The organism is Sphingobium sp. MP9-4, assembly GCF_005281675.1.
Lineage (GTDB): Bacteria > Pseudomonadota > Alphaproteobacteria > Sphingomonadales > Sphingomonadaceae > Sphingobium > Sphingobium yanoikuyae.
The window spans coordinates 47775-64914 of the sequence record NZ_LUFI01000029.1 but is presented as its reverse complement, the minus strand read 5'-3'; the positions used below and the strand labels follow the sequence as shown (position 1 = coordinate 64914).

Genomic DNA, 17140 nt, shown 5'->3' with positions numbered 1-17140 from the left:
AGGATCTGGGCACCATGTTCACCGGCATCATCACCGACATCGGCACCATCCGCACCCATGAGCAGCGCGGCGACCTGCGCCTGGTCATCGAAAGCGGCTATGACATGGATACGGTCGCGATCGGCGCATCGATCGCCTGTTCGGGCGCCTGCCTGACGGTGGTGGAAAAGGGGTCGGGCTGGTTCGCGGTCGACCTGTCGGCCGAGACCGTCGCCCGCACCGCGCCGGGCCTGTGGGCGCAGGGCGGCAAGCTCAACCTGGAACGCGCGTTGAAGGTCGGCGACGAGCTGGGCGGCCATATCGTCACCGGCCATGTCGACGGCATCGGCCATCTGGTGTCGGCCAGCCGCGAGGGCGATTCGATCCGCCTGGTCATCAGCGCACCGGCCGAACTGGCCGCCGCGCTGGCCGCCAAGGGGTCGATCACATTGGACGGCATCTCGCTAACCGTGAACAGCGTCGAAGACCAGCCCGACGGCAGCGTCCATTTCGGCCTCAACATCATCCCGCACACCGCGATCGCCACCACGCTGGACAGCCTGCCCGACGGCCGGGCGTTCAACCTGGAGATCGATGTGCTGGCCCGCTATCTCGACCGGATGCAGAGCCTTCGCAGCAAATGATGTGATTTCACCCTTGAAGAAATCACATTGCAATGTGATATAACTCCCATACCCGATCCGGGAAGGAGTGTTTATGTCGTCCTCGCTTATCGATTCCGTCCGCGCCCTCGTTACCGATGGTGGCATGTCCCGATCGGGTCTGGCGCGCGCCGCCGGCCTGCACGCCAACAGCCTGCGCAAGCTGGGCGAAGGCGACTGGAACCCGACGGCCGAGACGCTGGGCAAGCTGGAAGCCTATCTGCTCAAGCGCGAGGGCGGCACCGCACTTGCCAGCCCCGAGGAAATCATCAACGAGGCCCGCAACGGCCGCATGTTCATCCTGGTCGATGACGAGGATCGCGAAAATGAGGGCGATCTGGTCATCCCCGCCCAAATGGCGACCCCGGACGCGATCAACTTCATGGCCACCCATGGCCGCGGCCTCATCTGCCTGGCGCTGACCAAGGGCCGGGTCGAGGAACTGGGCCTGGACCTGATGAGCCGCAACAACGGCACCCGCCATGAGACCGCCTTCACCGTGTCGATCGAGGCGCGCGAAGGCGTCACCACGGGCATCAGCGCCGCCGACCGCGCCCGCACCGTCTCGGTCGCGATCGATTCCGGCAAGAGCAAGCGGGACATCGTCACACCGGGCCATATCTTCCCGCTGATCGCCAAGGACGGCGGGGTGCTGGTGCGCACCGGCCATACCGAGGCCGCCGTCGATGTCGCCCGCCTGGCTGGCCTGAACCCGTCCGGCGTCATCTGCGAGGTGATGAAGGATGACGGCACGATGGCGCGCCTCGACGACCTCATCCCCTTCGCTGCCAAGCACAAGATGAAGATCGGCACGATCCGCGACCTGATCGCCTATCGTCGCCGTCATGACCATGTGGTCGAGCGCCGCGCCGAAACCGTCTTTGACAGCAAGTGGGGCGGCGAATGGAAGGCGATCACCTTCTTCAACAAGGCGACTAAGTCGGAACAGTTGGTGCTGCAGAAGGGCAAGGTCGACCCCGACCAGCCGACCCTGGTGCGCATGCACCAGCTGGCACCACTGAGCGACATTTTCGGTGCCGAAGGCCCGCGTGGCGACATGCTGGCCCGATCGATGGAAATCATCAATAAGGAAGGCGCCGGCGTGGTCGTGCTGTTGCGTGACGGCGAACCCGACATGCTGACCCGCATGATCCAGGCCCATGCCGGCAAGCAGCCGGGCGGCATGGACGAACTGCGCGACTATGGCGTAGGCGCGCAGATCCTGGCGGAACTGGGCGTGCATGACATGATCCTGCTCAGCAACACCCAGCACAGCCTGATCGCCCTTGACGGCTATGACCTGGCCGTGGTTGGGCAGCGTCCGATCGAGCTCTGAAGGATATTCGCATGGCCAAGTTTCTCATCGTCGAAGCCCGCTTCTACGACCATCTCAACGACCTGCTGATCGAAGGCGCGAAGGCTGCGCTGGATGAAGCCGGCCACAAATATGAGGTGGTGACCGTTCCGGGCGCGCTGGAAATCCCCGGCGCGATCGCACTGGCAGCCGAGACCGGCCGCTATGACGGCTTCGTCGCGATCGGCGTGGTGATCCGCGGCGAAACCTATCATTTCGAAGTGGTGTCGAACGAAAGCGCGCGCGGCCTGATGGCGCTGAGCATGGACGCTATCGCAATCGGCAACGGCATCCTGACCGTCGAGAATGAGGAGCAGGCCCTGGTCCGCGCCCGTCCCGACCAGAAGGACAAGGGCGGCGAAGCGGCCAAGGCGGCGATCGCCATGCTGGGCCTGCGCGAGCGTTTCGCGGTCTGATCCGCGGCCTTTTGGCAGACACAAGGAAGGGCGCGCTCCGCGAGGAACGCGCCCTTATTCATTGCTGCCGAAGAATCAGGCGGCCGCCTTTTCCTCGGCCAGGGTCGGATAGTCGGTATAGCCTTCCGCGCCCTGGCTGTAGAAGGTCGCCATCTGCGCCTGGGTCAGCGGCGCGCCTTCGCGCAGGCGATCGACCAGATCGGGATTGGCGAGGAAGGGGCGGCCAAAGCTGATCGCGTCGGCCAGGCCAGAGGCGAGATCGGCCTGCGCACGATCCAGCCCATAATCGCTGTTGAGAACCAGCGGTCCCTTGAAATGCTGGCGGATCAGCGGCGACAGGCGCGGCACGTCGGTGGCGCCGAAGGTGCCGTCCGGGCCAGGCTCGCGCAGTTCGAGGAAGGCGATGCCGATCTGGTTCATCACATCGGCGGCGGCGGCAAACAGCGGCTCGGGATTGCTGTCATTGACGCCCTGGGTATCGCCATTGGGCGACAGGCGCACGGACACGCGATCGGCGCCGATCGCATCGACCACCGCCTGAGTCACTTCACGCAGCAGGCGGACGCGATTTTCGATGCTGCCGCCATAGATATCATCGCGGAAATTGCTGTTGTCGCGCAGGAACTGGTCGATCAGATAGCCGTTCGCGGCGTGGATCTGGACCCCGTCGAAGCCGGCGGCGATCGCATTGTTGGCCGCCTTCACATAGTCGGCGATGATGCCGGGAATTTCGTCGATCGCCAGTGGACGGGCGACCTCATAGGGCTTCTTGCCTTCATAGGTATGGGCATCGCCCGGCGTCGCGGTGGCACTGGAGGAAACCGGCTGCTCGCCGGTGACAGCCGAATGAACGGCGCGGCCCATATGCCAGAGCTGGGCGACGATCAGCCCGCCCTTGTCATGCACGGCCTGGGTGACCGGCTTCCAGGCCGCAACCTGTTCGTCGGACCAGAGGCCCGGCGCATAGGGCCAGCCCAGGCCCTGGTGCGAAATGCCGGTCGCCTCGCTGATGATGAGGCCGGCCGAGGCGCGCTGCGCATAATAATCGACCATGATCGGGGTCGGGACATGATCGCGGGTGGCGCGGCCACGGGTGAGCGGCGCCATGATGGCGCGGTTGGCGGCGGTATCGGCGCCGAGCTGTATCGGATCGAAAATAGTGGTCATGAAACCTCCCTCATGAACGTTGCAATTTGCAACGGGACTTGATGCAGAAAGCCAGCTAGGGAGCCGCCATGGCCGCTTCAACCCCCATGGCGCATATCGCGACGCCCAGACTCGCTTTTCCGGCGCTGATCCTGGCCAATATCATTCTGGCGCTGGGACCGGTGCTGGTGCGGCTGGCCGATGTCGGGCCGGTGGCCGCCGCCTTCTGGCGACTGGCGATCGCCATGCCCTTCCTGTTCATCCTGGCATTGCCGAAGCTGCGCAAGAGCCGCTTGTCGCGCGGCCAGTGGACGATCGTGATTCTGGCCGGCGTCTGCTTTGCCGCCGATCTGGCCGCCTGGCATCTGGGCATCGGCCATACCAAGGTCGCCAACGCGACGCTGTTCGGCAATATGAGCGCGCTGATGCTACCGCTCTGGGGCCTCATCGTGCTGCGCGAACATGTATCGAAGCTGCAGATCGGGGCGCTGATCCTGGCCGCGATCGGCGCGGCCATATTGATGGGCAGCAGCTATGAGCTGTCCCCCGCAAACCTGAAGGGAGACCTGTTCTGCCTGCTCGCCGGGCTGCTCTACACCACCTATCTTCTGCTGATCCAGGGCGCGCGCAAGCGGCTGGACAGCTGGTCGGTGCTGGCGGTCGTCAGCGCAGCCGGGGCCTTGCCGCTGCTGCTCGCCGCCAATGCGATGGGCGAAGCGGTGATGCCGCAGGACTGGACGCCGCTCATCATCCTCGCCCTGTCCAGCCAGATCGTCGGCCAGGGGCTGCTCACCTATGCGCTCGGTTGCTTTTCACCGCTGGTGCTGGGGCTGAGCCTGTTGCTGCAACCTGCCGTCGCCGCGCTGGCCGGGTGGCTGCTGTTCGGCGAAACATTGAGCGCGACCGACATTGTCGGCGGCGTGGCCGTGGCGGTCGCACTGGTGCTTGTGCGCCTGCCCCGACGGGCCTAGGTTACGACCATGAGCGACCAGAACCAAGACCTGACCCTGGACGAAATCCGCGCGCTGCTGGCGCCGATCCTGCCGCGCCACGCCGCCTTTGACGGCTGGCGGCCCGAAGCGGTGGCGATGGCGGCGGCGGAAAAGGGCATCGATGCCGATGTTGCCGCGCTGGCCTTCGACGGCGGCGCCATGGGCATGATCGAAGCCTGGTTCGCCAGCATCGACACGCGGATGCTGGAGGCGTCCCCCCCCGAAAAGCTGGCCGCCATGTCGATCCGCAAGAAGATCAGCGCGCTGATCGAGACCCGCCTGGCCCTGTTGGCGCCCGACCGCGAAGCGCTGCGCCGGGCGCAGGCGATTCTGGCGATGCCGACCAATGCCGTGCGCGCCGCCAAGCTGGGCTGGCACGCCGCCGATATCATGTGGCGGGCAGCGGGCGACACCGCCACCGACCTCAACCATTATAGCAAGCGCGCGACGCTCGGCAGCATCTATGCCGCGACGCTGCTGACCTTCGTCAATGACGAGAGCGAGGATCATGCCGACAGCCGCGCATTCCTGACGCGACGGATCGAGGGGATCATGCGCTTCGAGAAGATGAAGGCCCGGTTCAAGGGCGTGGGCGATGGCGAGCATCTCAGCCTGTCGCGCTTCATCGGCCGGCTGCGCTACCCGGCGGTGTGAAGTTCGGGCTGGCCTTCACCAGACGTAATTGATAGTCAGTCGCAAATCTGATTTCTGGTTAAGAGTCCATCCTCCTTGCGCCTGACCGATCTGCCCCTGCGCCAACCCGCTTTTGTTGAAACCATCGACTGGGAATCGCTGTCGTCCGTGGAAGGACAGCGCCTGCGCGAGTTCGGCCTGTGCGAAGGCGCCAGCGTCGAGGCGCTGCATCATGGCGGCCTGCTGGGTCGTGGACCGCTGGCGGTGAAGATCGGGCGCATGACGGTGGCGATGCGCCGCAACCATGCCGCCGCCGTGGAGGTCAGCACCGGCCCGCAGGAGGCGCAGGCATGAGCGGCCTTCCCCTTGTCGCGCTGGTCGGCAATCCCAATGCGGGCAAGAGCGCCCTGTTCAACGCGCTGACCGGCGCGCGGCAGAAGCTGGGCAATTATCCGGGCGTCACGGTGGAGCGCAAGGCGGGCCGGCTGTCACTGGCCGACGGGCGGCCAGTCGAACTGGTCGACCTGCCCGGCACCTACAGCCTGTCGCCGGCCAGCCCCGACGAACAGGTGACGCGCGACTTCGTGCTGGGCAAGCAGGCTGGCGAGAAGCTGCCCGACGCGCTGGTGATCGTGGTCGACGCGTCAAACCTCGACAATCATCTGCGCTTTGCGCTGGAGCTGATCGCGCTGGGCCTGCCCACCGTCGTCGCACTCAACATGGTCGATCTGGCCACCCGCGACGGGCTGGAACTGGACGCCAATGTGCTGGCGCGCGAACTGGGCGTGCCGGTGGTGTCCACCGTGGCGGTGCGCAAGCGCGGCCTGGATCATCTCAAGACCGAGCTGGAAACGCTGCTCGGCGCGCAGACGGGCATGTTGCGCGCCTCCGCCGGTGAACCCGATTTCGACGCCGTGCGCCGCGAGGCCCGGCGCATCGCCCGCGCTGCGATCGTGCGCGAAACCCCGTCGCGCCGGCTGACGGCGGCGGTCGACCGGGTCGCGTTGCACCCGGTCCTGGGCCTCGCCCTGCTGCTGGGTCTGTTGTTCGTGATGTTCCAGGCGGTCTTTTCCTGGGCATCGGTGCCCGCCGACATGCTGGAAGGCTGGGTCACGGCGCTGGGTGAGGCGGTGACCAACACTTTGCCGCCTGGCATCATCCACGACTTCCTGCTGCAGGGCGTGGTCGGCGGCGTCGGCGCGGTGATCGTGTTCCTGCCGCAGATCCTGATCCTCTTCTTCTTCATCCTGATGCTGGAGGCGACCGGCTATATGGCCCGTGCCGCCTTCCTGATGGACGGCATCATGGCCAAGGTCGGCCTGTCGGGCCGGGCCTTCATCCCCCTCCTCTCCTCCTTCGCCTGCGCCGTGCCGGGAATCATGGCGACGCGCACGATCAGCGACCCCAAGGACCGGCTGACCACGATCCTGATCGCGCCGCTGATGACCTGTTCGGCGCGACTGCCGGTCTATGGCCTGATCATCGCCGCCTTCATTCCGGCGCGCAGCGTGGGGCCGGGCATCGGCCTCCAGGGGCTGGTGCTGTTCCTGCTCTATGTCGCCGGCATCGTCGGTGCCATGCTGGCCGCCTGGGCACTGCGCCTGACCGTGGCCAAGGGCCGCAGCGGCGGGTTCCTGATGGAAATGCCGAAATATCAGTGGCCCCGGCCGCAGGATATCCTGATCGGCCTGTGGCAGCGCGGCGTCATCTTCCTGAAGCGCGCCGGCACCATCATCCTGGCCACCAATATCGTGCTGTGGGTGCTGGCCAGCTTCCCTCATGCGCCCGAGGGCGTGAAGCAGAGCGAATATTCGATCGCCGGGCGGATCGCGGGCGGCATCAACGTGCTGGTCGAGCCGATCGGCTTCAACCGCGACATTTCGCTGGCCCTGCTGCCCAGCATGGCGGCGCGCGAAGTCGCCGTCTCCGCCATCGCCACCGTCTATGCGATCGATGCCGAGGATGATGCCGAGGCGCTGGAACAGGGACTGGGCGACCGGCTGGCCGGCCGCTGGAGCCTGGCCACAGCCCTCGCCTTCCTGGCCTGGTTCGTGTTCGCGCCGCAGTGCATTTCGACCATCGCTGTCACAAGGCGCGAGACCAATGGCTGGAAATGGCCATTGTTCATGATTGGTTACCTGTTCGTGCTGGCCTACGCCGCGGCGGGCGTGACATATTGGGCGGCGGTCGCGATGGGACTCGGATGATCCCAAGCTGGCCTTTGGCCTAGCTTTGTTCTTCGAGGCTTCTATAACGGCGCCTTTAGTGCTTTCGGAGGAATCATGGCAGGCTCGGTCAACAAGGTCATTCTCATTGGGAATCTGGGGGCCGACCCGGAAGTGAAGAGCTTCCAGAATGGCGGCAAGATCTGCAACCTGCGGATCGCGACCTCGGAAAGCTGGAAGGACCGCATGTCGGGGGAGCGCAAGGAGCGCACCGAATGGCATAGCGTCGTCATCAATTCCGAAGGCCTGGTGGGCGTCGCCGAGCGCTTCCTGCGCAAGGGATCGAAGATCTACATCGAGGGCCAGCTGCGCACCCGCAAGTGGCAGGACAATAATGGCAATGACCGCTACACCACCGAGGTCGCCCTGTCGGGCCCCGGCGCGGTGCTGACCATGCTGGACGGCGCGCCTGGCGGCGGTGGCGGCCAGGGCGGTGGCTATGGCGGTGGGCGCTCCTCGGGCGGCGGCAACCAGGGCGTCAGCGATTGGGGCGCGAGCAGCGGCGGCTTTGGCGGCGGCGATTATGACGATTTCGGCGGCGGCAACAGTGGCGGCGGCTTTGGTGGCGGGCGCTCGTCGGGCGGCGGCAACCAGGGTGGCGGCTTCGGCGGCGGACGCGCCTCGGGCGGCGGTCAGGGCGGCCCGAACTTCGACAACGACCTGGACGACGAAGTCCCGTTCTGATCGGTCCTTTCCACAGGGATTGACCTGACATGCATGTCCTGCTGACCGGATCGTCGGGCTGGCTGGGCCGTTTCTTGGCGCCGATGCTGCGCGCGGCGGGACATGCAGTGACCGGCCTGGACGTCGCGTCAGGCCGGGGCACCGACATCATCGGATCGGTCGCCGACCGGGCGCTGATCGAGCGCGTCTTTGCCGAACGCGGGATCGAGGCGGTGATCCATGGCGGCGCGCTGCACAAGCCGGACATCGCCCGCTACCCCGCCCAGGCCTTCATCGACGTCAATGTCACCGGCACGCGCAACCTGCTGGAAGCAGCGGTCGCGGCGGGGCATGACCGCTTCGTCATGACATCCACCACATCGCTGATGATCAGCCAGGCGGTGCGCGACGAAGCTGGCGATGCGGCAGTGTGGCTCGACGAGCAGAGCGGTCCGTTGGAGCCGCGCAACATCTATGGCGTGACCAAGCTGGCGGCCGAGGGGCTGTGCCGGGTGCAGCAACTGGAGTGCGGCATCGGCTGTACCATCCTGCGCACCGCCCGCTTCTTCCCGGAGGATGACGACACGGACGCCAGCCTGTCGGGGCTGAATCTGAAGGCCAATGAATTTCTCCATCGCCGGCTGACGGTCGAGGATGCGGCGCGGGCGCATCTGGTTGCGCTGGAACGGACGCCGCCAGCGCGTTGCGAAACCTATCTGGTTTCCGCGCCAACGCCGTTCGTTCGGGCGGAAGCCAAGGAACTGAAGCGCGATGCGGCGGCAGTGATCGCGCGCCATTTTCCCGAAGCTGCAGAGCTATATGCCCGACGTGGCTGGCAACTGCCAGCGTCGATCGGCCGGGTCTATGACGCGGGATTGGCGCAGCGCCAGATGGGGTTTCGCTGCGCGACGGACTTTGCCGCGATCCTGACGGCGCTGGTGAACGATGCGGCGATGCCGTTCGTTCACGACGCCGGTTATGTGTCGCCAGCCGTGCAAAGTTGACAGCGAAGCTGACAGTTTGAGCCCATTATTGCGTTACTGATTTTAGAGCGGCCATTCCGATCATTCGTTACTTTTAATCACGAATGATGATCGATCCGCTGCATCAGTGTGAGTGGAGAGATGGATGTGACTCTCCGCTCGCATTATGCGATAATGATTTGCATGAGCAAAATTGAAGCTGCCATCGGTGTGCCAATCCGACAGATAGTCCACCCGCTGCAGCTGGCAATCGGTGGCGCCATCACCCTGTCGGGCATCGGGATTTTGCTGGCGCAGGCCGTCCGCCTGCTCTGACGGGCAACAGGGGCGACCAGCGGCCACCCCTGCGGATCGAAACTTAGTTGGCCAGTTCGGCCTTCGCGAAGTCGCGAATATGGGCGCCGATATCCTCGCGCTCCAGCGCCAGGGCGAGGTTCGCCTCGATATAGCCGGCCTTGGAGCCGCAGTCGAAACGGCGACCGTCGAAGGTGACACCGTGGAAGGGCTGCTTGCCGATCAGCGAGGCCATGGCATCGGTCAGCTGGATCTCGCCGCCCGCGCCCTTTTCCTGGGTTTCCAGGATCGTCATGACGTCGGGCTGCAGGATATAGCGGCCGGGCAGGATGAGGTTGGAGGGGGCGGTGCCGAGCTTGGGCTTTTCCACCAGACCCTTCACTTCGGTCAGGGCACCGTCGCGCGCGCCCGGATCGATCACGCCATAGCTGGGCGTCTGGTCCATCGGGATTTCGAGCGCGCAGACCAGATTGCCATCGACCTTTTCATAGGCCTCGACCATCTGCTTCATGCAGCCATTGCCGGGCGCACCCTTCATGAACTCGTCGGGCAGGATGATGGCGAACGGCTCGTCGCCGACGATGTCGCGGGCACACCAGATGGCGTGGCCCAGGCCCAGCGGCTCCTGCTGGCGCAGGAACACCGCGTCGCCGGGCGCTAGGCGCGTCCCTTCGAGCGCCGAAAGATCCTTGCCGCGCTCGCGCTGGGTGATCTCGCATTCGAAGGCGATGTCGAAATAATCCTCGATCGCGCCCTTGCCGCGTCCGGTGACGAAGATCATCTGCTCGATCCCGGCCTCGCGCGCTTCATCCACGGCATATTGGATCAACGGACGGTCGACCACGGGCAGCAATTCCTTGGGCACCGACTTGGTGGCGGGCAGAAAGCGCGTGCCAAGTCCGGCGACAGGAAAGACGGCTTTGCGAATCGGCTTGTTCGACATGGGACTCCGTTCTCGATGGATACCGGTCCGCTGGGGATCGCGAACCGGGAGGAAAAGGTCAAGTGGTGCGACTACTTGTCTTTTATCTGTCAGATATTCAGCAGACGCTGCGCCACTTGTTCAAGCGCAGCGATTTCTTCGTCCAAATGTTCCAGACTGACATGCTGAGCATTATTACGTAGGTCGCGGCAGAGAAAGCCGTCGGGCGCCGGTTGCTGAAAGCCGCCGATGATCAAGGAGCGAAACCGGTCGATACGCTGGAGATCGCGTTCGACCTCTGCAATCTCGGTCAATGCGGCCGCATTGCGACGATCCCGCATCGCGACGGTGGTGCGTAACTCGGTCATCAGCTTCGTCATGGTCGGCCGCGTGCGGGCGCCCATGGTACGCACGTCGCCCATGGTTTCCCGCAATTCGGCCAGCCGCGCCTCCAGACTGTGCTCCAACATCGTCCAGGCACAAACCAATCGTCCGATGCCGCACAATAATGCCGCATCTTCCGGCGCATAGGCCGCAACCGGCTTCGTCACCTTGTCGTCCTGCGCCAATTCCGCGCTCACGCCCCGCATACTCCTCATGCCCCTGAATCTGCGCAGACCCGGCCGGAAAGGCCAGAGCATGGGGTCGCGCTCGCCCGCTAGCCGGGCACGGGCCAGCGGAATATGTGCTGAAACGTCGGCAAGCCGAACAAGTTGCGTTCAGCGGTGGCCGATCGGAAGTCGCCAAATCAGAAATCTATGGCGATGCCCTTGCGCTCCCAGTCGCCATAGCGGACCGGGCTGAGTTCCTCGTCCAGCACCGGCTGCTGGTCGACCGGATCGGGCTGGGGCACGGGCGGGCTCTTGGAGAGATGCTCGGGGGCCTTCACATGCGCCGGGCGCTTGCCGTTGAAATGTCCCATGTCGGGCCTTTCGATTGCGGAGCGCGCGCGGCAACCCCATATTCAGTAGAAGGCCCGCTATCTGGGCCGCAAAGGAGCGATGTGCAAGTGAGTGGTTTTCGCACGGTGATGCTGTTGTCGGCGCTGACGGCGCTGTTCATGGCGCTGGGTTATACGCTGGGCGGCAGCGGCGGCGCGGTGATCGCCCTGCTGGTGGCGGCGGGCATGAACCTGTTCACCTTCTGGAATGCCGACAAGATCGTGCTGTCCATGCACAATGCGCGCGAGGTGGATGCCCGGAGCGCGCCCGAATTTTACGGCCTGGTCCAGGCGCTGAGCCAGCGCGCCGGCCTGCCGATGCCGCGCGTCTATGTGATCGACCAGGATGCGCCCAACGCCTTTGCCACCGGCCGCAATCCTGAAAATGCCGCCGTCGCGGCGACCACCGGCCTGCTCAACATGCTGACCCGCGATGAGGTGGCCGGCGTGATGGCGCATGAACTGGGCCATGTGAAGAATCGCGATACCCTCATCATGACGATGGTGGCGACCATTGCCGGTGCCATTTCGATGCTGGCCAATTTCGGCCTCTTCTTCCGCGGCGGCAATGAGGAGAATGGCCATAGCAACATGATCGCGACCTTGCTGGCGGTGATCGTCGCCCCCTTTGCCGCGATGATCGTGCAGATGGCGATCAGCCGCACCCGCGAATATGGCGCCGACCAGGCAGGGGCGGAGATCAGCGGCAATCCGCGCGCACTTGCCTCCGCCCTGGCCAAGATTTCCGGCCGGGCCGAGCTGATCCCCAACCCGGTGGCCGAGCGCAATCCCGCCGCTGCGCAGCTCTATATCGTACCGGTGCATGTGAGCGAGTTGTTCTCGACCCACCCGGCGACCGAGAAGCGTATCGCCGCGCTGGAGGAAATCGCGCAGGATATGGGGCAGAAGGACGGCCCGCCGCCCATGACTATGCCGTCGCAAACTTCGACGCGCGCATCGGCCCTTTCTCCGGTGGCGTCGCCAGTGGCAGCGCCCAAGCGTCGGCGCAGCGCCCTTGATCCACACGGGCGCTGATGCCGGTCGACGAGATTGGCGAGATCGCCTTCCGCGCCGCCGGGTTCGTGGCGCGCGAGGCGGCCGGACTGGTCGTCGACATCGCCGTCGACTATATCTTTTCCCGCCACACGCCGCGCCTGTTCCATGCGATCGGCCGGCGGACGATCGCGATCGCTACGCTGGGTCGCAAACGCATCCCCTCTTCCTTGCGGGTCGTACCGAAGCGGATGGTGCCGCGCCCGCGCCGGTCGGACTGGTTGGCGCTGTGGGTCGGCGTCGCCACCAGCATCGCCCTGGTTGCGGCAGCGATCTACACGGCCGTCTGCTTCGTTTGAAGATGACCCCAGGGCCAAAAGCGCGTAGGGGCCGCTGATGTCCCGTCGTCCCAACGCCCGTTCCGGTGCCCCGCGCGCCGATGATGTCCCCGGCCTGCCCGCGCGCCGCGCGGCCCTGAAGCTGCTGGACGCCGTCTTGCGTCGGGGCGATCCGCTGGAAATCGCGCTGCATGGCGCGACCCAGGGGCTGGCCGACCGGGCCGACCGCGCACTGGTTCATGCCATCGTCGCCGAGACGCTGCGCCATTTGCCCGATCTCGACGCGCTGATCGACGGCGCCACCAAGCAGCCCCTGCCCGACGATGCCAAGGCGCGCATGGTGCTGCGCATCGCGCTGATCCAGGTGCTGGCGCTGGGCACCGCGCCCCATGCGGCGATCGCCACCGCACTGCCGCTGGTCGATGGCGGGCCGCGCAAACTGGTCCATGGCGTGTTCGGCACGGTGACCCGCGCCGAGCCGAGCCTGCCCGTGCCGCCCACCCTGCCCGCCGACGTCGCCGAACGCTGGACCGGGCAATGGGGCGAGGCGATGCCGCTGGCCGCCGCCCATGCCTATGCCGTGCGCCCGCCGGTCGATGTCAGCCTGCACGATCCGGCCGAGACCGGCAAATGGGTCGAGGCGCTGGGCGGCAGCAGCTTTGCGCCCGGCCATGTCCGTCTGCCCGAGGGGGCGGTCGTGCCCGACCTGCCCGGCTTTGCCGAGGGCGCCTGGTGGGTGCAGGATCTGGCCGCCTCCTGCCCGGCCCGACTGCTCGGTGCGGGCGAAGGCCGGACCGTGCTGGACCTGTGCGCAGCGCCGGGCGGCAAGACGATGCAACTGGCGGCCGCCGGCTGGACCGTGACCGCGGTCGACCAGTCGAAAAAGCGGCTGGAGCGGCTCAGCGAAAATCTGGCCCGCACCGGACTGTCGGCCGATGTCGTGCAGGCGGATTTGCGCCAATGGGCACCCGAGGCGCCGGTCGATGCGCTGCTGCTCGACGCGCCCTGCACCGCCACCGGCATCTATCGCCGTCATCCCGACGTGCTGCACCGCATCGGCCCGCGCCAGATCGCGGAACTGGCCGAACTGCAGGGCGAACTGCTGGCCCGTGTCGCCGACTGGGTGAAGCCGGGCGGGACGCTGATCTACGCCACCTGCTCGCTGGAACAGGCCGAGGGCGAGGCGCAGCTGGCGCGCTTCCTGGCGGTGCGCCCCGATTTTCAGCTCCGGCCAGTGCAGGCAGGCGAACTGCCCGACGGCATGGCGCCCAGCGCCGACGGCTGGCTGCGCACCCTGCCCGACACGCTGGCGGAGCAGGGCGGCACCGACGGCTTTTTCGTTGCAAGGATCGTGCGCATCGGGAACTAAGGCTTAACCATGAGGGGCTTAAGGTGAGGCCCTTCGCTGGAAAGGCCCGTCTTGCGTCCGACCGAACCCCTGCCCCTGCATCATAGCTGGCCACTCTACGACCTGCGCGAGCATCTCGCGCCGGTGGTTCTGGACCAGGATATTGCGGGGAATGAGGCGGCGCTGGCGGACCGGGGGCTGGGCCTGTGGCATTGCAATCTGGCCGACAACAGCATCAGCTGGACCCAGGGCGTCTATGACATATTCGGGCTGGAGCCGGGCAGCATCGTGCCCCGGCCACTGTCGGTGTCGCTCTATGCGCATGACAGCCGCGAAGCGATGGAACGGCTGCGCGCCTATGCCATCCGCCACCAGCGCGGCTTCACGCTGGACGTCGACATTCGCCGCCCGGACGGCAGCGACTGCGCGATGCGGCTGATCGCCGCGCCGGTGCTACTGGACGGCGAGACGGTGGCGCTGCACGGGGTCAAGCAATGGCTGCCGAAGGATGTCGGCGCGCCGGTCCGACTGGAACCCACGACCTTCTTCATCCCCTGACGCGACTCATCGCCGCACCGCGCAAATCATGCGTTGCCCTCGCCCCAAGGGAGGGCTAATGCGAGCGGTCAAATGACCCATCCCATTCTCATCTCTCCGTCCATCCTGTCCGCCGATTTCGCACGGCTGGGCGAGGAAGTCCGCGCCATCGACGAAGCCGGTTGCGACTGGATCCATATCGACGTGATGGACGGCCATTTCGTGCCCAACATCACCATCGGTCCGGCCGTGGTGAAGGCGCTGCGCCCGCACACGAAAAAACCGTTCGACGTGCATCTGATGATCTCGCCGGTGGACCAGTATCTCGACGCCTTCGCCCAGGCCGGCGCCGACATCATCACCGTCCACCCCGAGGCCGGCCCACACATCCACCGCACCGTGCAGCATATCAAGTCGCTGGGCGTGAAGGCCGGCGTGGTGCTGAACCCCGGCACCCCGGCCAAGATGCTGGACTATCTGATCGACGATATTGACCTGATCCTGGTGATGAGCGTCAATCCCGGTTTCGGCGGCCAGAGCTTCATCGAGAATCAGCTGCGCAAGATCGAGGCGTGCCGCAAGATGATCGAGAAGAGCGGCCGTGACATCCGCCTGCAGGTGGATGGCGGCATCGACATCAACACCGCGCCCAAGGCGATCGCGGCGGGCGCCGACGTGCTGGTCGCCGGCACCGCGACCTTCCGCGGCGGCCCGGCCGCCTATGCCGACAATATCAGGACGCTGCGGGGCGGGTGACGAACCAGCGGCGCCAGTCCTCCCCTGTCGCGGTCGAGGCCGGTCATGACCCGGCCGACGACGGCATCGAACAGGGCAAGCGGCTCATCCGCGTCGCGGATGACAAGGGTCTGTCGCTGGCCGAGCGGATCGCCAATCATTTCTATCGGCTGAGCTGGAAGACGCCGCTGCACAGCCGGCGGCTGAAGGGCAAATATCCGCTCAAGTTGTTGGCGGTGCCGGACGATGTCGTGCCCGGCGACCCGCGCGCCGGCCAGGCGATTCGTGCCGGCTATTTCCTGTTCCGGGGCCAGAAGCTGGCGATCGACACGATCGATTTCGGCAAATTGGCGGTCGGCCCGGCCTTCACCGACTATCTGCACAGCTTCCGCTGGCTGCGCGACCTGTCGACCGCCGCGACGCGCGAGCAGGGCGCGCCGGTGGCCGAGGCGCTGATGCGCAAATGGCTGGCCGCCCATGCCGAAACGCCGAGCGACCCGGCCTGGCGCGCCGACAATGCGGCCTGGCGGCTGCTGTTCTGGACCGCCCATGCGCCGCTGATCCTGTCGTCGAGCGACCTGGTCTATCGGTCGCTGGTGCTCAACTGCATCGCCCGCACCGCGCGCCATCTGGACCAGAGCGCGGACAAAGCCGCGCCGGGCCTGCCGCGCCTGGTCGCCTGGGGCGGGATCGTCGCGGCGTCGATGCTGATGCCCGGCGGCAATCCGCGCAAGCTGTTCGGCGAAGCGGGCCTGAAGCGCGCGATCGACAGCGCCTTCCATGGCGATGGCGGCATCATTTCCCGGTCGCCGCTGGCGCAGCTGGAAGGCGTGATGCTGCTGGCGATGGTGGTCGCGGTCTATGAGGTGCGGCGCGAGCAGGTGCCCGGCTTCCTGATCGACGGGCTGAGCCGCGCGGTGCCGGCCTTGCTGGGCCTGACCCATGGCGATGGGGGGCTGGGCAACTGGCAGGGCGCGGGCGCGGTCGACCCCGACATGGTCGAGGCGCTGGTGCAGGCCAGCCGGGTGCGGACCCGGCCGCTGCGCCAGGCGCGCGACTGGGGCTATCAGCGGATCAGCGCGGGCAATACGGTGGTGCAGATCGATGCGGCGCCGCCGCCGGTCGCACGCCTGGCCGCAGCCGGCTGCGCCTCCACCGGCGCGATCGAGATCAGCGACGGGCGGCTGCGGCTGGTGATCAATTGCGGCGGCGCAGCGCTGGAAGGCGCCTATATCCCGCGCGATCTGGCCCAGGCGCTGCGCTCCACCGCGGCGCACAGCACGCTGGTGCTGGACGACAGCAATTCGACCGCGCTGATGCCCGACGGCACGCTGGGCAAGGGCGTGACCGAGGTCGAGCTGAACCGGCAGGAGCTGGACAATGGCAGCCGCGTGGAACTGAGCCATGACGGCTATGTCCGCCGCATGGGCTATGTCCACCGCCGGCTGCTGATGATGAGCGGCGATGGCAAGGAAGTGCGCGGCGAGGATATGCTGACCCCGGCGACGCGCGGCAAGAAGCCGGTCAAGCGGCCGGTGCAGCTGCGCTTCCATCTGGCGCCGGGCGTGGAACCGACCCTGACCGCCGACAGCCAGGGCGCGTTGCTGCGGATCGAGCTGGGCGCGCTGTGGCAGTTCCGGACCGGCGCCGGCGTGCTGAGCGTCGAGGATAGCCTGTGGGTCGATGGCGACGGCCGCCCCCACCCCACAAGGCAGTTGGTGGTCACGAGCGAAGCACTGCCGGGCGGCTCCAGTATCGGCTGGCTGTTCAAGCGGGTCGGCTGACCCGCATCGCATTGGCCATCACGCGGGCGCTATTGTTCAGCCGGCTATCGATGTCCGTTTTTTCCTATGAACGGCCCGGACAAGGGCGCATGCAAGAGGGGCGACCCGAGGCCCGTTTGCTACCAATCAACGACCTCGCTCTCAGGCCCGGCCACTTTCAGCGGCCGGGCCGCTAGCGCCTCCCTCCCTTAAGCCT

General features: G+C 66.3%; 20 protein-coding genes. 16 read left to right on the top strand and 4 right to left on the bottom strand.

The window, feature by feature from the left end:
* The first annotated feature begins 14 nt into the window (after nucleotides 1-14).
* From A0U87_RS09415 to ribH, 3 genes are all read left to right on the top strand, one after another.
* Nucleotides 15-623, top strand: a complete 609-nt coding sequence (locus A0U87_RS09415) for a riboflavin synthase (RefSeq protein ID WP_048938115.1) — start codon at nucleotides 15-17, stop codon at nucleotides 621-623.
* A gap of 73 nt (nucleotides 624-696) precedes the next feature.
* Complete coding sequence (gene ribB, locus A0U87_RS09410) at nucleotides 697-1977, top strand: 3,4-dihydroxy-2-butanone-4-phosphate synthase (protein ID WP_048938116.1); 1281 nt, start codon at nucleotides 697-699, stop codon at nucleotides 1975-1977.
* Between the two features lie 11 nt (nucleotides 1978-1988).
* Nucleotides 1989-2411, top strand: coding sequence for a 6,7-dimethyl-8-ribityllumazine synthase (gene ribH, locus A0U87_RS09405; RefSeq protein ID WP_048938117.1), 423 nt, complete (start codon nucleotides 1989-1991; stop codon nucleotides 2409-2411).
* A 75-nt stretch (nucleotides 2412-2486) separates the two neighbouring features.
* Here ribH and A0U87_RS09400 read toward each other — a convergent pair whose 3' ends face one another.
* Nucleotides 2487-3578, bottom strand: a complete 1092-nt coding sequence (locus A0U87_RS09400; RefSeq protein WP_137405459.1) for an alkene reductase — start codon at nucleotides 3576-3578, stop codon at nucleotides 2487-2489.
* A gap of 68 nt (nucleotides 3579-3646) precedes the next feature.
* On the opposite strand from A0U87_RS09400, the gene A0U87_RS09395 reads away from it, so the two are divergent.
* The 7 genes from A0U87_RS09395 to A0U87_RS27010 all read left to right on the top strand — a co-directional run bounded on the left by A0U87_RS09395 (nucleotide 3647) and on the right by A0U87_RS27010 (nucleotide 9368).
* Nucleotides 3647-4528 carry a DMT family transporter gene (locus A0U87_RS09395; protein WP_048938119.1) on the top strand — a complete coding sequence of 294 codons (882 nt, stop codon included), beginning with the start codon at nucleotides 3647-3649 and terminating at the stop codon, nucleotides 4526-4528.
* A gap of 9 nt (nucleotides 4529-4537) precedes the next feature.
* Entirely contained in the window at nucleotides 4538-5203 is a 666-nt protein-coding gene (locus A0U87_RS09390) for a COQ9 family protein (RefSeq protein ID WP_048938120.1), read from the top strand.
* A 75-nt stretch (nucleotides 5204-5278) separates the two neighbouring features.
* Nucleotides 5279-5536 carry a FeoA family protein gene (locus A0U87_RS09385; protein WP_017501101.1) on the top strand — a complete coding sequence of 86 codons (258 nt, stop codon included), beginning with the start codon at nucleotides 5279-5281 and terminating at the stop codon, nucleotides 5534-5536.
* Nucleotides 5533-7389 (top strand): ferrous iron transporter B, encoded by a 1857-nt coding sequence (locus A0U87_RS09380; protein WP_048938121.1) that lies wholly within the window; start codon nucleotides 5533-5535, stop codon nucleotides 7387-7389. Before A0U87_RS09385 ends, A0U87_RS09380 begins: the two co-directional genes overlap by 4 nt.
* A 75-nt stretch (nucleotides 7390-7464) precedes the next feature.
* Nucleotides 7465-8091: a single-stranded DNA-binding protein gene (ssb, locus tag A0U87_RS09375; RefSeq protein WP_048938122.1), complete on the top strand. Its 627-nt coding sequence runs from the start codon at nucleotides 7465-7467 to the stop codon at nucleotides 8089-8091.
* 29 nt (nucleotides 8092-8120) lie between these two features.
* Nucleotides 8121-9074 (top strand): NAD(P)-dependent oxidoreductase, encoded by a 954-nt coding sequence (locus tag A0U87_RS09370; protein WP_048938123.1) that lies wholly within the window; start codon nucleotides 8121-8123, stop codon nucleotides 9072-9074.
* A gap of 162 nt (nucleotides 9075-9236) precedes the next feature.
* Nucleotides 9237-9368 (top strand): hypothetical protein, encoded by a 132-nt coding sequence (locus A0U87_RS27010; protein ID WP_268934311.1) that lies wholly within the window; start codon nucleotides 9237-9239, stop codon nucleotides 9366-9368.
* 43 nt (nucleotides 9369-9411) lie between these two features.
* Here the strand turns inward: A0U87_RS27010 and A0U87_RS09365 are convergent, their stop codons facing one another.
* From A0U87_RS09365 to A0U87_RS09355, 3 genes are all read right to left on the bottom strand, one after another.
* The gene (locus A0U87_RS09365) at nucleotides 9412-10290 is read right to left on the bottom strand and encodes a UTP--glucose-1-phosphate uridylyltransferase (RefSeq protein ID WP_048938124.1); all 879 of its coding nucleotides are present in this window, start codon (nucleotides 10288-10290) and stop codon (nucleotides 9412-9414) included.
* 89 nt (nucleotides 10291-10379) lie between these two features.
* Nucleotides 10380-10859, bottom strand: coding sequence for a hypothetical protein (locus A0U87_RS09360; RefSeq protein WP_137405458.1), 480 nt, complete (start codon nucleotides 10857-10859; stop codon nucleotides 10380-10382).
* A gap of 158 nt (nucleotides 10860-11017) precedes the next feature.
* Complete coding sequence (locus tag A0U87_RS09355) at nucleotides 11018-11191, bottom strand: DUF1674 domain-containing protein (RefSeq protein WP_010338697.1); 174 nt, start codon at nucleotides 11189-11191, stop codon at nucleotides 11018-11020.
* An 87-nt stretch (nucleotides 11192-11278) separates the two neighbouring features.
* Between A0U87_RS09355 and htpX the strand changes: the two genes are divergently transcribed.
* The 6 genes from htpX to A0U87_RS09325 all read left to right on the top strand — a co-directional run bounded on the left by htpX (nucleotide 11279) and on the right by A0U87_RS09325 (nucleotide 16944).
* A complete protein-coding gene (htpX, locus tag A0U87_RS09350) occupies nucleotides 11279-12244 on the top strand; it encodes a zinc metalloprotease HtpX (RefSeq protein ID WP_170978380.1) in 966 nt (321 codons plus the stop codon).
* Nucleotides 12244-12561 carry a hypothetical protein gene (locus tag A0U87_RS09345; RefSeq protein ID WP_048938127.1) on the top strand — a complete coding sequence of 106 codons (318 nt, stop codon included), beginning with the start codon at nucleotides 12244-12246 and terminating at the stop codon, nucleotides 12559-12561. The genes htpX and A0U87_RS09345 overlap by 1 nt, the downstream gene beginning before the upstream one ends.
* Nucleotides 12562-12598: 37 nt before the next feature.
* Nucleotides 12599-13909 carry a transcription antitermination factor NusB gene (locus A0U87_RS09340; RefSeq protein ID WP_048938128.1) on the top strand — a complete coding sequence of 437 codons (1311 nt, stop codon included), beginning with the start codon at nucleotides 12599-12601 and terminating at the stop codon, nucleotides 13907-13909.
* A gap of 51 nt (nucleotides 13910-13960) precedes the next feature.
* On the top strand, nucleotides 13961-14446 hold the full coding sequence (locus A0U87_RS09335) for a hypothetical protein (RefSeq protein WP_004208871.1): 486 nt from the start codon (nucleotides 13961-13963) through the stop codon (nucleotides 14444-14446).
* Nucleotides 14447-14518: 72 nt separating this feature from the next.
* Nucleotides 14519-15181 carry a ribulose-phosphate 3-epimerase gene (rpe, locus tag A0U87_RS09330; protein ID WP_017501091.1) on the top strand — a complete coding sequence of 221 codons (663 nt, stop codon included), beginning with the start codon at nucleotides 14519-14521 and terminating at the stop codon, nucleotides 15179-15181.
* Nucleotides 15178-16944 carry a heparinase II/III family protein gene (locus A0U87_RS09325; protein ID WP_122928391.1) on the top strand — a complete coding sequence of 589 codons (1767 nt, stop codon included), beginning with the start codon at nucleotides 15178-15180 and terminating at the stop codon, nucleotides 16942-16944. Before rpe ends, A0U87_RS09325 begins: the two co-directional genes overlap by 4 nt.
* Nucleotides 16945-17140 lie beyond the last annotated feature (196 nt).